Source organism: Ulvibacter sp. MAR_2010_11, assembly GCF_002813135.1.
Taxonomy (GTDB): domain Bacteria; phylum Bacteroidota; class Bacteroidia; order Flavobacteriales; family Flavobacteriaceae; genus Altibacter.
This window is the reverse complement of the sequence record NZ_PHTY01000001.1, coordinates 1,208,393-1,221,998: the sequence shown is the minus strand read 5'-3', so window position 1 is coordinate 1,221,998 and position 13,606 is coordinate 1,208,393. Positions and strand designations below refer to the sequence as shown.

Sequence of the window (13,606 nt, the reverse complement as noted above, 5' to 3'; positions counted from 1 at the left end):
AACTTATTCGCTATTTTAGTGGCATGAGAAAACCGGGAGTGCTGTATTTACTAATTCTTATAGGCTTAGCAGCCTGTGAGGCTCCAAAAAATGAACTGCAATCGCTTACCGGTGACTGGCAATTTTCTCAGGAAAACGATTCCATTTGGTATCCTTCAAAAGTTCCCGGAACCGTGCAAACCGATTTGCTGGCGTTGGATAAAATTCCCGATCCTTTTCTTCTAAATAACGAGGATTCAATTCAGTGGGTTTCAGAAAAAAACTGGCGCTATAAAAGGCAATTTTCAGTGAGCGAAGCAACACTACAAAAGACAAAGCATTTTTTAAAATTTGACGGCTTAGACACCTACGCTGAAGTCTATTTGAACGATATTTTAATCCTTTCAGCAAATAATGCGTTCAGAAGCTGGGAGGTGGATATAAGTGATGCTATTTTGTCGGAGAATAGGTTGGAAATACTTTTTAAAAGCCCCGATTCTATTGAAAAAGCTGAAGCATCCAAACTAGAGTATGAACTTCCCGAAACTCCCAGAGTATTTACCCGAAAGCCGCAGTTTCAATACGGATGGGATTGGGGGCCTACCATAAAAACCATGGGGATCTGGCGCGATATTTCACTTGTATCTTACGAAACTGTTCGCCTTAAAGAGGCGTTTCTTCAAACAACGTCACTTACAGATACTTTGGCCGAAATTACCGCTCATCTTAGCCTGGAAGCTCTGGAATACGAAGAAATTTCAGTGGAAATAACTAACAATAATACAGGTGAAGTATTCAAATCTTCTTTTGAAGTTTCAGCAGCGCAAACAGAATACACAGTTCCGCTATCCATTACTAATCCGAAGCTGTGGTGGACACACAATCTGGGAACTCCCTATTTATACGACTTTACAATTCAGCTTAAAAAAGGACAGACCTTTATTGAATCGATTTCAAAAAAAATCGGACTTAGAACTATCGAGCTCATTACTGAAAAAGATACACTTGGTGAAAGTTTCTATTTTAAACTGAACGGCAAACCGGTCTATATGAAGGGTGCCAATTACATCCCACAGGATATATTTCTTCCAAATGTCACTTTGGAAGCGCGCACAAAATTACTCGATGACGTAGCAAGATCGAATATGAATACGCTTCGTGTTTGGGGTGGCGGAGTCTACGAAGACAATGCTTTTTACGATCTCTGTGACGAAAAAGGGATTCTGGTTTGGCAGGATTTTATGTTTGCCTGCGCCATGTATCCGGGCGATGCGGCGTTTTTGGAGAACGTAAAACAGGAAGCTATTGACAATGTAAAGCGCCTGCGGCAACACCCCAGTATTGCTTTGTGGTGTGGTAACAACGAAAACAGTGAAGGTTGGCACCGCTGGGGATGGAAAGATGGTAAAACCGAAGCGCAACATCAGGAAATATGGAATGGATATTACGCGGTTTTCAATCATATTTTACCGCGGGTGGTAGACAGTTTACATCCTTCGGTTTCGTATTGGGAAAGTTCTCCAAAGTACGGTCGGGGCGACGAGCGCTATCAGTTTGAAGGCGATGCCCACGACTGGTGGGTTTGGCACGATGGCTATCCGTTTGAGCATTTTGAGGCGCAGATCCCAAGGTTTATGAGTGAATTCGGATTTCAATCTTTTCCAAGTCACGAGGCCATTCGGTATTTTACAGAACAGGATAGTATTGACCTGAATCATCCCGCTTTTGCGTCACATCAAAAACATGCGAGAGGTTTTCAGCTTATTCGCGAATATATGGAACGTGACTTTCCGGTCCCTGAAAACGATTCAGATTATGTATATGTGAGTCAGTTGCTGCAGGCCTTCGGAATTGAAAAGGCAATTCATGCACATCGTAGGGCAAAACCGTATAATATGGGAACGCTGTTTTGGCAATTAAACGACTGCTGGCCGGTGGTTTCCTGGTCGAGTATTGATGGTTTGGGAAACTGGAAAGCGCTTCAGTATAAAGCAAAAATGGCTTTTGAAAATGTTTTAATTTCTGCGGAACAAAAAAATGATTCGGTTGCGATTTATGTTGTGAATGATACGTTTGAAAGTCTTGCTGAAACTACAACGTTTACACTTTTAGACTTTTACGGAAATGTACTTTATGAAAATGAATTTGAAGCTGAATGTCTTCCGAATAGCAGTGCGATTATTTACACTTTGGCTTTGAAAGAGCTATCTATTGATCCAACGTTTACGGTATTAAAAATTGCGTTTGGAAAACATGTTTACCTCCACTATTTTGTGAAACCGAAAGATTTAAAATTACCCCGACAGGAATTTCATTCTAAGATCGAAAGAAATGATTCCGGATTTTTGATTACCTTCAAGGTAGCAGCATTGCGAAAGAATGTGTTTCTTTCGGTTACTGAAAAAGGCTTTTGGAGCGACAATTATTTCGATATGCTACCGGGAGAGTCAAAAACGGTTCAATTTTATACAGAAAGTGATACAATTACAAATCTCAACATAAAGAGTCTTGCCGACTTTTATACAAATTATGAAGCAATTCCGCCTATCGATTATAACCCTTGCAATATTTAGTAGCCTTCTGCTGAACGGATGTGATGCTGAAAAGATTGTTGTAACGCGGGAAGAAATTGCGATTATCCCAAAACCCCAATCATTTCAGTTAAATGACGGCAGTTTTTTATTGGATAAAAACACAACACTTTACAGTGAACCGGAGTTTGCCGTTGCTGAAGATTTTCTACGAGCCTATCTTACGTATGGCGCCGGAATTTCTTTGCCAAGTGCATCACATATAGAAGCCGATATTTTGATAAGCTTAGATACAACCTTACCTGCCGAAGGTTACACGTTGGAAATTTCGGGCGATAAAATACTTTTAAAAGCTTCGGATGCCGGCGGCGCATTTTATGGAGTGCAAATACTTCGGCAGTTGCTTCCGGTGCAATTGGAAAAGCAAACGGCAAAAATTCAACGGGCGATTCAAATTCCGCAACTGAATATTACGGATGCACCAAAATTTGCCTATCGTGGGATGCATTTTGATGTGAGTCGGCATTTTTTTCCGAAGGAATTCATCAAAAAATACATTGAAAGTCTGGCGTTATTAAAAATGAATTATTTTCATTGGCATCTCACCGACGATCAAGGGTGGCGCATCGAAATTAAAAAGTACCCGAAGTTAACTTCGCATGCAGCTTTTAGAGAAGAAACTCTTATTGGGCATTACAATGCCACACCTCAAGAATTTGACGAAAAACGCTACGGCGGATTCTACAAGCAGGAGGAAATTGCAGAAATAGTGGCTTTTGCTTCAAAATACAATGTTACCATCATCCCTGAAATTGAAATGCCGGGCCACGCTCAGGCAGCAATTAGTGCCTATCCGGAGTTGGGCTGCACAGGGGAATCTGTTCCCGTAGCAACCAAATGGGGTGTTTTCGAAGAGATATTTTGTCCGAAAGAGGAAACTTTTACTTTTTTAAAAGATGTTTTAACTGAAGTAATGGTGCTGTTTCCGGGCGAGTACATTCACATTGGAGGCGACGAAGCCCCCAAAACACGATGGGAAAATTGTGAGCATTGTCAAAAACTCATAAAGGACAACAATTTAAAGGACGAGCAGGGTTTGCAAAGTTATTTTATCAAGGAAATCGAAGCGTTTGTAAACAGCAAGGGTAAAAAGATAATTGGATGGGACGAGATTTTGGAAGGGGGCTTAGCGCCCAATGCAACGGTAATGTCCTGGCGCGGACTTGATGGAGGAATTGCGGCAGCCAAAGAAAAGCACAAGGTCATTATGACGCCCACTTCACATGCCTATTTCGATTATTATCAGGCCGATAACGCTGATGAACCGTTGGCGATTGGTGGTTTTTTACCTTTAAAAAAAGTATATGGCTTTAATCCTATTCCGAAGGAATTAAGTGAAGAAGAGGCGCAATTTATTTGGGGTGCTCAGGGAAATATTTGGACCGAATACATACAAACTGAAGAACAGGTTGATTATATGGCCTTTCCAAGAATGCTTGCTATGAGTGAAGTTGTTTGGAGTGGTACTTCCGAAAATCTGGAAAAAGCCTATCCCGAATTTTTATCCAGAGTAGAACCGTTTTTGGAACGATTGAAGGCTATGAAGGTCAATTATGCCAATCATTTGTACGAAATTGATGGAAGGGTACGAAAAGAAAAGGGTGCTATTTATTTTAATTTGTCAACCCCTACCGAGGGAAAAGAAATAAAATATTCGATAAACCATTCGGAGATACAAACCTACAACGGGGCATTCGCCATAACTATTGATAGTGAAATTACTGCCAATGTCTATAAAAATGGCGAAAAAGTAGGTCGAGATTTTAGAGAAGAAATTAAATTTCACAAGGGGCTTTCGGCAACTATTATATTGAATGTTCCGCCACATCCGGCCTATAGTTCGGGTGGGAAAGAAGCATTGTTGAACGGAATTTCCGGAAGTGATTCGCGTTATGGCGACAAGGAATGGTTGGGATTTTGGGGTGACGATCTTGAAATTACAATCGATTTTGAAAAAGAAACTGAAATCAATTCGGTTTCCTTACGATTTTACAATGCCAACGGACAATGGATTTATGCCCCTGAAAAAATAGATTTGCTGGTGATTCAGGTTGAGGGACACTTGTTGCCATCGACGGCTTTGTTTCAGAAAACTGACAATTCCAATATTGTGGATGTAATCTTCGAACTCTCTGAGAAGGAAAAAATTTTCAGCAAACAAATTAAATTAACAATCCCGAGCTTCGGCACTATTCCCGAAGGAAAGCAAGGTGCCGGGAATAAGGCCTGGACATTTATAGACGAGATAATTATTGAATAATGCTTGTAGAAATTTGTGCCAATAGTTTTGAAAGTGCCAAAGCTGCTCAGGATGGCGGAGCAGACCGTATCGAATTGTGTACAGAGCTTTCGGTGGGCGGACTTACCCCCAGTCATGGTCTTATTGAAAAAGTAATGGCCGAGTTGACCATTCCGGTGCATGTGTTAATTAGACCCCGAAGCGGGAATTTCACCTACTCCCAATCTGAAGTTGAGGTTATGCTGAAGGACATTGCCTATTGTAAAAAACTATGGTGTTCTGGGGTTGTTTGTGGTGCGCTCACTACCGATTCTACTATTGATGTAGAAATAACCCAACACCTGCTGTACGCTTCACAAGGTCTCGAATTTACTTTTCACCGCGCGTTCGACTGGTGTAAAGACCCCATGAGTGAAATAAAATCACTGGGGAGAATGGGTGTGGATCGTATTCTTAGTTCCGGTCAGCAGGCCAAAGCAATTGATGGGATTGATGTATTAAAAGACTTGAAAAATTCTACAAAAGGACTCATCGAAATCATGCCCGGCGGTGGGGTAAATTCAGAAAATGTGATGGATTTTAAAAAGGCAGGGTTCGAAAGTGTACATCTTTCTGCTACTGTCAAAAAGCAACTTTTAAAACAAACCCCAAAAGTGTCAATGCACAGTGCTGCTTTCTTTGAAGAAGGAATTGTAGCAACTTCCAATGTAGAAACCATTAAAGAGATTATTGCGCTTTTAGCGTAAAGGAAATCCTTTTGCCGCCCACCATGGGTGCATTTCAATTACCAGTCTTCCTGCTTTTACCATAGGATCCATATTCGCAAGACTATCGGCCATTTGCAAAGTGGGAACATTGTAAATAGTGATGCCGCGAATATCACCGTCATCCCCAAACGGTCCCGAAATATCTGCATACCCTTCTTCATACATCCGACCTAAATGTGCCAAATGTGCCGCTTGTAGGCTGTCTGATTCTGCCTTTGATTGTGATCTGTTGGGTCCCTTTTTCAAAAAAGCCATAAAATATTGTTGCATCAGGATGGTATCTCCTGTTTTAGTATCGACATAGTCGAAAATTTCATAGCCTTCAGTGACCAAATTTTTCTTCAACGTGGCAATAGATTCTTTCGCAGTATCTTTTTCAATATCCTCAACAAAGATGTTATGATCGTTGTCGTCGTGCAAATGATCGGGTTCATTCTTACAGGCTGAAAAACTTAGTGCAATTAGTACGAATAGTAGCGTGCTATATTTCATGATTTCCATAGTTTAAAAGGTAGGTTGCTTAACTGCGAATTGTAATATTTTGTTTGTCCGGTGACTTCCTTTCCCAGCCAATTGGGTTTGTTAAAACTCTCACTTTCGGTTGTGAGTTCAATTTCTGCCATAATTAATCCTTCATTCTCACCCAAAAATTCGTCTACTTCAAAGATATGGTTTTCACTTTTTATCTCGTAGCGCATTTTTTCAATTACCGTGGGCTCACACAAGGCTAATAGTGCTTCGGCATCCGTGAGTAAAATTTCAGTTTCCCACTCCATTCTACTAGTTCCCGCAGCATTCGATTTGCCTTTTACGGTTAAAAAGCCTTTGTCTCCTTTAATTCGCACTCGTACGGTTCGTTCGGGGTGGGTATTTAAGAATCCCTGAACGATTCGGGTCGATTGAAAAGCTTCGTCTTTAAAAGCTTCCGATTTCACTAAAAATTTACGTTCTATTTCAATCATTTTGAAGCGATTTTTTTAATAGCTGCTGAAGTAATTCTTTTTTCTGAATAGCCTCCTGCAGCCAAAACCTGCATGGCTTTTGCAATGGTTTCCGGCTGAATGATTTTGTAATTCTTCGGAAGTAGAAATCCGAATATTCCCATAAATATCTGTGCCATTCGTTCTCCTGTTCTTTTTTCCGAGCGATTGCCTCCAATCAGTGACGGTTGCAAAATAAATGTGTTCTTTATGTTTTGCTGCAGCACATCGCGCTCCATTTCACCTTTGGTCTTGTTGTAAAAAACACGACTGTCCACATCAGCCCCCAGCGCCGAAATCACGACAAAGCTTTCAATACCATTTTCTTTGGCAAGTTTTGCCGCAGTCACCGGAATTCCATAATCGATCTTACGATAGGTTTCCTTGTTTGGCGTCTTGGCCAGCGTGGTTCCGATACAGCAAATAACAACATCTGCTTTAAAGTCTTCTTCGTATTGCTCTAATTGAAACAGATCGATAAGATGTTCTTCAATTTTAGGATTTGCTATTCCTACCGAGCTACGTGAAAACAGCTTGACGGTTTTAAAAGTCGAGTCCGTTAACAGATTTTCCAGTAAAATCGTTCCGGTGAGTCCGGTTGCGCCTAGTATAATTGCCGTTTTTGGCATAGAGCAATGTTAAAGTTTTGGACTTTGACTTTGCTTAAGTGCTTTGTCAAAGCTCCGAAAATTGGTAGCTAGCCAATACAAAAATATCATTTCTAAACATTCATCCGGTTAAACTAAGTATTAACTTTGACGAAGACTTAAAACTTTGTCAAAGTCAATGGAAGGAAAGCTGCCCATCCGAAAAATCATCCATGTAGATATGGACGCCTTTTACGCCAGTGTGGAGCAATTGGACAATCCCGATTTACGTGGAAAACCCATTGCCGTTGGGGGAAGTTCCAAACGTGACGTAGTGAGTGCCGCGAGTTACGAAGCTCGTAAATTCGGAGTGCGAAGTGCCATGAGTGGAATGTTGGCCAAAAAGCTCTGTCCGCAGCTTATTTTTGTGCGCACCAACTTTGAGCGCTACCATGAGGTTTCAAAAAAAATTCGAAAGATCTTTTACGAATACACCGATCTGGTAGAACCGCTTTCTCTGGACGAAGCTTACCTGGACGTTACCGAAAACAAAAAAGGAAACCCCAGTGCCACACTGATAGCACAAGAAATTCGGCAAAAAATAAAGGAAAAAACGGGTTTGAATGCTTCGGCAGGAATTTCCATAAATAAATTTATCGCCAAGGTGGCGAGTGATATCAACAAACCCAACGGACAAAAAACCGTTCCCCCCGAAGAGGTCATTGAGTTTATTGAAAAGCTGGATGTAAAAAAATTCTACGGCGTGGGAAAGGTGACCAAGGAAAAAATGTATCGCTTGGGCATTTTTACCGGAAAGGATCTAAAAAGCAAATCGCAGGAGTTTTTGGAAGAACATTTCGGGAAAAGCGGTTCGTATTATTATAAAGTCTCACGAGGCATTCACAACAGCAAGGTAACGCCGGACCATACCCGAAAGTCATTGGCAGCCGAACGTACCTTTTATGAAAATATTTCTTCAGAATTATACATGATGGAACGCCTGGAAGAGATAGCCAAAGAAGTTGAAAAGCGGTTGCTAAAGAGCAAAGTGGCCGGAAAAACCATCACTCTTAAAATTAAATACAGTGATTTTACGTTACAAACTAGAAGCAGGACCTTGCCATTGTACGTATCCAGTAAGTCCCTGATACTGGAGACTGTTAAAGATTTGTTATTTCAGGAAAAAATGAAAGATTCGGTACGTTTGTTGGGCATCTCAATATCGAACCTCAACAACGAGGATAAAAAGGAAACTAAGCCGCCTTCAGATGAAACCATTGATGTGCAGCTTAAATTGGAGTTTTAAGAACCCTGACCCCTCTGTCAGCAAAAGCTGATATCTCCCCTAAAAGGGGAGAAAATATAAATGAAAACAATATGAGAATAACTACTTGATTGAATTATTAACTAAAACCCGATTTGTTATGAAAAAAGTAGTTTTTTCCCTTCTTGCGGTTGCCTTTGTCACCGTATTTGTTTCGTGTAAGAACGAGACCAAAGATCCTTCCACTGAAATTCCGGCCGATGATCTTGCCATTGCCGATACCACAGAACCCACCTCCGAATTTTTGTATGTAACTGCTAACAGCGGTTTGAGTTTACGCGAGTTTAATAATTTGAACAGCGAAAAACTGGCCGTGATGCCCTATGGCACCAAGGTAAAGATCGTCAAGGCCGAAGCACAACCCACTATGACGGTTGGCGGCATTAAGGGCGCCATGGATGAAGTAGAGTTCAACCACAAAAAAGGATTTGCCTTTAACGGTTATTTGTCGAAATTTTTTCCTCCCGAGCAGGATATTTCGGCGAAATCCTATGCCGAAGAATTACAAAAGACGTTTCCAAAAGTTTCTTTTTCTGAAACTACCGGCGGTACTGCCAGCAAGCCTTCAAATACCGAAATCCTGTTACTCCCTACCACCCAGTGGCACGAAGCTTTCTTTGTGGCCCAGCAGTTGTTCGATTTCCCGAAAGAGTTTGCCTTTCCGGAACCCAAGGGAAAGGATGAACAGATCATTAAGGATTCAAAACCAAAAAAAGATGTTTGGGAAAGTGAATTGCACGTAAATCGAAAGGACGATGTATTACAAAAAATTGCCTACGTCTACAAGACAAAGACTTTTAGCAACACCATTACCATCACCAAAGATGGTGAAGCAATGAAAATAGAACGGACTGAGGTGGTGGAGTAACCTATTTCACCTGCGACACTCGTAAAGTATTTACCATCCCTTTGTCTACAATGGGCATGGCAGCCAGATTAATAAGGTAATCGCCTTTGGACACAAATCCACGTTCGAAGGCGATTCTGTTTACATCGTCTACCGTTTCGTCTGTACTCACATATTTGTCGTAGAAAAAAGCCTTTACCCCCCACAACAAATTCAAGCGGGAAAGAATACGTTGGTTCGAGGTAAACACCAAAATATGCGCCGCCGGTCTCCATGCCGAGATCTGAAAGGCCGTGTAACCACTATTGGTAAGTGTACAAATAGCGTGTGCTTCTATCTCATTGGCCATATGCGCAGCGTGGTAACAAATAGATTTGGTAATATACCTGTTGGTTCTAATCGTTGGCGGTTCTTGGGGCACCCTTATTAAAGCCGAATTCTCTACACTTTTTAAAATTTTTGTCATGGTTTTAATCACGTCCACCGGATATTTCCCGATAGACGTTTCACCGCTTAACATCACCGCATCGGCGCCATCCATGACCGAATTGGCCACATCGTTTACCTCTGCTCTGGTAGGCGTAAGCGAGGTAATCATGGTTTCCATCATTTGTGTGGCAATAATCACGGGAATCCGAGCGCGTTTGGCCGTAAGAACCAATTCCTTTTGGATTAGTGGAACTTCTTCGGCAGGGACTTCGACACCCAGGTCACCACGAGCAACCATCAATCCGTCGCAATAAGCCACAATTTTATCGATATTGGCAACCGCTTCGGGTTTTTCGATCTTGGCGATAATAGGTATTTTATACTCACAGTGGGCTTCAATAAGCGCCTGTAATTCTTTTAAATCTTCAGCATTTCGCACAAAAGACAGGGCAATCCAATCCACTTCCTGAGAAATAGCAAAAATCGCATCTTTCTTATCTTTTACCGTAAGAGCAGGAAGTGAAACCTTGGTATTGGGAAGATTTACACCTTTTTTTGATTGTAATGGCCCTCCTTGAATAACTTTCGCTTTTACGGTATCCTTTTTATTTGTCTCGAGTACTTCAAAAATAAGTTTCCCATCATCCAATAAAACACGTTCTCCGGGATTCACATCTTTTGGGAAATCGTTATAATTCATATAAACTCTGGTACGCGTCCCTTCAAACTCTTTGCCGGTGCAAAACGAGATTTCATCGCCCCGCTCAACCACTACCTCTTCTTTCATTGTACCCACTCTAAGCTTCGGTCCTTGTAAATCGGCAAGAATAGCTGTTGAAGTTCCTAATTCTTTCCCAACCTTGCGAATCATGGCAATGGTCTTTTTTACATTGTCGTAATCGGCATGCGAAAAATTAACCCGAAACACATCGGCTCCTTCCAAAATCATTTGTTTAATAATTTCTTTGGAAGCGGTGGCGGGGCCCAGGGTGGCAACTATTTTGGTCTTTTTCTCTTTAGGCATCAGTCAAAAATTAGATTTCTTTTAGATTTTATCTCTTCGGGGTCTACACTATATGCCGAAATTACTTGTTTTATTTCATTTATATCGGAAATGAGCTTCCGAAGGGGGATTATTTCAAAGTCGGAATAAATTTTCAGAAAATAATCAGCTTTTTTTAATTCCGGAAGCAGATGTGTTGTTATGGTTTCTGAAGCCACGTCCTTAAACAAGCCACTCGAACTCTGAATATTGGCCGATAATGACTTGCTTTTATTGGCAACCAGATTAAAAGTTGTGTATTGCATTTCATTTTCATAGTCAAACAGCGGAAAGGTCACTTCCAATCCGTTGTTGGAGTATTCCAGATCGACCGTGCGGCGATGTAATTTCAAACCCACAAATTTATTTAATAAATAGGCCATTTTATAGGCTTCTTCGCTACAATGAATTGCCACTAAGGAATACGTATCCGTATCGTCGTCTTCCAAAAGTAATTTGTGGTGTGCCATGGCCATATTTAGCCATAAATGTAAGTTTTCCTTTTCGGAATCTAAAAAGATTATGACCTTTCGGCGTCTATTTTTTTCTGAAGCTTAAAATAGGCGCGTTTGGCAGCACGCTCTTCTGCCTTCTTTTTGGAAGTGGCCCTTGCCTTCGCAACAGTAACATCTTCCAACTGAAGCTTTACGGCAAAATGTTTGAGTGTATCGTTTCCGGTATCTTCATAGACCGCAAATTTGAAGCGTTTTTTATTTTTCTGACACCATTCAATAAACAAACTTTTATAGCTAATTACCTTCCCTTCCAGCTTTTGAATATCTACATAGGGCTTTATAACCCGTTTGTAAATAAACTTTTCGCAGTAGGGAAAACCTCGGTCCAGGTAGATGGCACCCACCAGCGCTTCAAAAACATTTCCGTGAATATTGCCTCCAAATTGTTCGGTAGGAATGGTGGTTTTTACATACTTAATGAGGTTTAGGTCTCTCCCTAATTCATTGAGATGCTCCCGGCTCACTACTTTCGAGCGCATTTTAGTAAGATAACCCTCATTGCCGCCCGGAACCTTTTTAAACAAATGGGATGCGATTACCGCGCTGAGCATTGCATCTCCCAAAAATTCGAGACGCTCGTAGTTCTGTGAATGCCCATCACTGTTCTTTTCGTTAGTGGAGCGGTGTGTAAATGCAATTTCATAAATGGAAATGTCTTTGGGTTTAAATCCCAAGATACGCTTCATTTCATAAAAAAAATTCCCGTCCTTTTCAGCACGGGAATTAAATATGTTTTTTATGGATGCCATTAAAGGGTTAAGCTTCCCATTTTTTAAACAGGACGCAAGCATTGTGACCTCCAAAACCGAATGTATTGCTCATAGCTACTTTAATCTCCCTTGGCTGAGCTTTATTCAAGGTAAGATTTAAAGCGGGATCAATAGATTCGTCCACAGTGGTGTGGTTTATTGTAGGCGGCACAAGGCTGTTTTTCATCGCCAGAATAGAGGCAATGGCTTCAATTGCTCCGGCGGCACCTAACAAATGTCCTGTCATGGACTTGGTAGAGTTGATACTGATGTCTTTGGCGTGTTCCCCGAATACTTTTCCGATGGCAATCAATTCGGCAACATCTCCCAGAGGAGTTGAAGTTCCGTGTGTATTGATGGTATCGACATCTTCGGGTTTCATACCGGCATCATTCAGACAGTTAATCATAACGCGCTCCACCCCAATTCCATCTGGATGAGGAGCCGTCATATGATAGGCATCGCTGGACATTCCGCCACCGACAACCTCTGCATAAATTTTAGCGCCACGTTTTTTTGCATGTTCGTATTCTTCCAGGATTAGAGCACCTGCTCCCTCACCTAAAACGAAACCATCTCTGGTCGCGTCGAAAGGTCTTGAAGCGGTTTCGGGACTTTCATTTCGGGTAGAAAGGGCATGCATGGCATTAAAACCACCCATTCCTGCCTTGGTTACTGCAGCTTCACTTCCACCGGTTACAATAATATCACAATGCCCCAAACGAATGTAATTTAAAGCATCGATCATAGCATTGGCGGAAGAGGCACAGGCAGAAACCGTTGTATAATTTGGCCCCATAAATCCGTGTTTGATAGAAATATTCCCGGGGGCAATATCTGCAATCATTTTTGGAATAAAGAAGGGGTTGAAACGCGGCGTTCCATCCCCTTCTGCAAAATTTATTACTTCGTCCTGAAAAGTTTCCAATCCACCTATCCCGGCTCCCCAAATTACACCCACTCTAAATTTATCAACCTTTTCGAGGTTGATACCGGCATCTATGATGGCTTCATCACTAGATACCAAGGCGTATTGGGCAAAACGATCCAGTTTTCTGGCTTCTTTCCTGTCGAAGTGTGTTAATGGGTCGAAATTTTTAATTTCACAAGCGAATTTCGTTTTGAACTTTTCAGTATCAAAATAAGTTATTGGCGCACACCCACTCTTCCCACTTTTTAAACCGTTCCAATACTCTTCAATATTGTTACCAATGGGGGTAAGGGCTCCAAGGCCTGTAACTACTACTCGCTTTAATTCCATAAAAGAAGTTTTTATTTAGCTTCTTCGATGTATGAAATTGCTTGACCTACTGTGGCAATGTTTTCAGCTTGATCGTCCGGAATCTGAATATCAAATTCTTTTTCAAATTCCATTATAAGCTCAACCGTATCTAGCGAGTCTGCTCCCAAATCGTTGGTGAAACTTGCTTCGTTGACTACTTCGTTTTCGTCAACTCCTAATTTGTCTACGATTATCGCTTTTACTCTTGATGCAATGTCTGACATAATTCTTGATTTTTAAATTTAAGTATAAGTGGCAAAAATAAAATATTTTAA

General features: G+C 41.2%; 13 protein-coding genes. 5 read left to right on the top strand and 8 right to left on the bottom strand.

All coding sequences use genetic code 11. The features are described 5' to 3' along the window. Positions 1 to 23 precede the first annotated feature (23 nt). From ATE92_RS05755 to ATE92_RS05745, 3 genes are read left to right on the top strand one after another with little or no spacing between them, the layout of a single operon-like run. Positions 24 to 2,552, top strand: coding sequence for a glycoside hydrolase family 2 protein (locus ATE92_RS05755; protein WP_100802798.1), 2,529 nt, complete (start codon positions 24 to 26; stop codon positions 2,550 to 2,552). Then, positions 2,509 to 4,830 carry a beta-N-acetylhexosaminidase gene (locus tag ATE92_RS05750; RefSeq protein ID WP_100802797.1) on the top strand — a complete coding sequence of 774 codons (2,322 nt, stop codon included), beginning with the start codon at positions 2,509 to 2,511 and terminating at the stop codon, positions 4,828 to 4,830. The genes ATE92_RS05755 and ATE92_RS05750 overlap by 44 nt, the downstream gene beginning before the upstream one ends. Then, positions 4,830 to 5,555: a copper homeostasis protein CutC gene (locus ATE92_RS05745; protein ID WP_100802796.1), complete on the top strand. Its 726-nt coding sequence runs from the start codon at positions 4,830 to 4,832 to the stop codon at positions 5,553 to 5,555. The genes ATE92_RS05750 and ATE92_RS05745 overlap by 1 nt, the downstream gene beginning before the upstream one ends. On the opposite strand, the gene ATE92_RS05740 is transcribed toward ATE92_RS05745, so the two are convergent. The 3 genes from ATE92_RS05740 to ATE92_RS05730 are packed head-to-tail and all read right to left on the bottom strand — an operon-like array spanning position 5,547 to position 7,185. After that, a complete protein-coding gene (locus ATE92_RS05740; RefSeq protein ID WP_369819694.1) occupies positions 5,547 to 6,068 on the bottom strand; it encodes a YciI family protein in 522 nt (173 codons plus the stop codon). The genes ATE92_RS05745 and ATE92_RS05740 overlap by 9 nt on opposite strands. Beyond that, a complete protein-coding gene (locus ATE92_RS05735; protein WP_100802794.1) occupies positions 6,065 to 6,538 on the bottom strand; it encodes a CYTH domain-containing protein in 474 nt (157 codons plus the stop codon). The genes ATE92_RS05740 and ATE92_RS05735 overlap by 4 nt, the downstream gene beginning before the upstream one ends. Then, positions 6,535 to 7,185 carry an NAD(P)H-binding protein gene (locus ATE92_RS05730; RefSeq protein WP_100802793.1) on the bottom strand — a complete coding sequence of 217 codons (651 nt, stop codon included), beginning with the start codon at positions 7,183 to 7,185 and terminating at the stop codon, positions 6,535 to 6,537. The genes ATE92_RS05735 and ATE92_RS05730 overlap by 4 nt, the downstream gene beginning before the upstream one ends. 157 nt (positions 7,186 to 7,342) lie before the next feature. Here ATE92_RS05730 and dinB point away from each other — a divergent pair, with 157 nt between their 5' ends. Then, the gene (gene dinB / locus ATE92_RS05725) at positions 7,343 to 8,449 is read left to right on the top strand and encodes a DNA polymerase IV (RefSeq protein ID WP_100802792.1); all 1,107 of its coding nucleotides are present in this window, start codon (positions 7,343 to 7,345) and stop codon (positions 8,447 to 8,449) included. Positions 8,450 to 8,567: 118 nt separating this feature from the next. Further along, on the top strand, positions 8,568 to 9,335 hold the full coding sequence (locus ATE92_RS05720; protein WP_100802791.1) for an SH3 domain-containing protein: 768 nt from the start codon (positions 8,568 to 8,570) through the stop codon (positions 9,333 to 9,335). 1 nt (position 9,336) lies between these two features. Here the strand turns inward: ATE92_RS05720 and pyk are convergent, their stop codons facing one another. From pyk to ATE92_RS05695, 5 genes are read right to left on the bottom strand one after another with little or no spacing between them, the layout of a single operon-like run. Then, positions 9,337 to 10,767, bottom strand: a complete 1,431-nt coding sequence (pyk, locus tag ATE92_RS05715) for a pyruvate kinase (RefSeq protein ID WP_100802790.1) — start codon at positions 10,765 to 10,767, stop codon at positions 9,337 to 9,339. Beyond that, entirely contained in the window at positions 10,767 to 11,255 is a 489-nt protein-coding gene (locus ATE92_RS05710; RefSeq protein WP_157809570.1) for an IPExxxVDY family protein, read from the bottom strand. Before ATE92_RS05710 ends, pyk begins: the two co-directional genes overlap by 1 nt. Positions 11,256 to 11,305: 50 nt before the next feature. Continuing rightward, on the bottom strand, positions 11,306 to 12,049 hold the full coding sequence (gene rnc, locus ATE92_RS05705; RefSeq protein WP_100804363.1) for a ribonuclease III: 744 nt from the start codon (positions 12,047 to 12,049) through the stop codon (positions 11,306 to 11,308). A gap of 7 nt (positions 12,050 to 12,056) precedes the next feature. Further along, positions 12,057 to 13,310, bottom strand: coding sequence for a beta-ketoacyl-ACP synthase II (fabF, locus tag ATE92_RS05700; protein WP_100802788.1), 1,254 nt, complete (start codon positions 13,308 to 13,310; stop codon positions 12,057 to 12,059). Between the two features lie 11 nt (positions 13,311 to 13,321). Next, the gene (locus tag ATE92_RS05695; RefSeq protein WP_034259990.1) at positions 13,322 to 13,555 is read right to left on the bottom strand and encodes an acyl carrier protein; all 234 of its coding nucleotides are present in this window, start codon (positions 13,553 to 13,555) and stop codon (positions 13,322 to 13,324) included. Positions 13,556 to 13,606: the final 51 nt, after the last annotated feature.

What these genes read in the sequence shown, in the direction of transcription:
- ATE92_RS05755 (WP_100802798.1), top strand. Translation starts at nt 24, where the DNA reads ATGAGAAAACCGGGAGTGCTGTATTTACTAATTCTTATAGGCTTAGCA.
- ATE92_RS05750 (WP_100802797.1), top strand. Translation starts at nt 2,509, where the DNA reads ATGAAGCAATTCCGCCTATCGATTATAACCCTTGCAATATTTAGTAGC.
- ATE92_RS05745 (WP_100802796.1), top strand. Translation starts at nt 4,830, where the DNA reads ATGCTTGTAGAAATTTGTGCCAATAGTTTTGAAAGTGCCAAAGCTGCT.
- ATE92_RS05740 (WP_369819694.1), bottom strand. Translation starts at nt 6,068, where the DNA reads ATGAAATATAGCACGCTACTATTCGTACTAATTGCACTAAGTTTTTCA.
- ATE92_RS05735 (WP_100802794.1), bottom strand. Translation starts at nt 6,538, where the DNA reads ATGATTGAAATAGAACGTAAATTTTTAGTGAAATCGGAAGCTTTTAAA.
- ATE92_RS05730 (WP_100802793.1), bottom strand. Translation starts at nt 7,185, where the DNA reads ATGCCAAAAACGGCAATTATACTAGGCGCAACCGGACTCACCGGAACG.
- dinB (WP_100802792.1), top strand. Translation starts at nt 7,343, where the DNA reads ATGGAAGGAAAGCTGCCCATCCGAAAAATCATCCATGTAGATATGGAC.
- ATE92_RS05720 (WP_100802791.1), top strand. Translation starts at nt 8,568, where the DNA reads ATGAAAAAAGTAGTTTTTTCCCTTCTTGCGGTTGCCTTTGTCACCGTA.
- pyk (WP_100802790.1), bottom strand. Translation starts at nt 10,767, where the DNA reads ATGCCTAAAGAGAAAAAGACCAAAATAGTTGCCACCCTGGGCCCCGCC.
- ATE92_RS05710 (WP_157809570.1), bottom strand. Translation starts at nt 11,255, where the DNA reads ATGGCACACCACAAATTACTTTTGGAAGACGACGATACGGATACGTAT.
- rnc (WP_100804363.1), bottom strand. Translation starts at nt 12,049, where the DNA reads ATGGCATCCATAAAAAACATATTTAATTCCCGTGCTGAAAAGGACGGG.
- fabF (WP_100802788.1), bottom strand. Translation starts at nt 13,310, where the DNA reads ATGGAATTAAAGCGAGTAGTAGTTACAGGCCTTGGAGCCCTTACCCCC.
- ATE92_RS05695 (WP_034259990.1), bottom strand. Translation starts at nt 13,555, where the DNA reads ATGTCAGACATTGCATCAAGAGTAAAAGCGATAATCGTAGACAAATTA.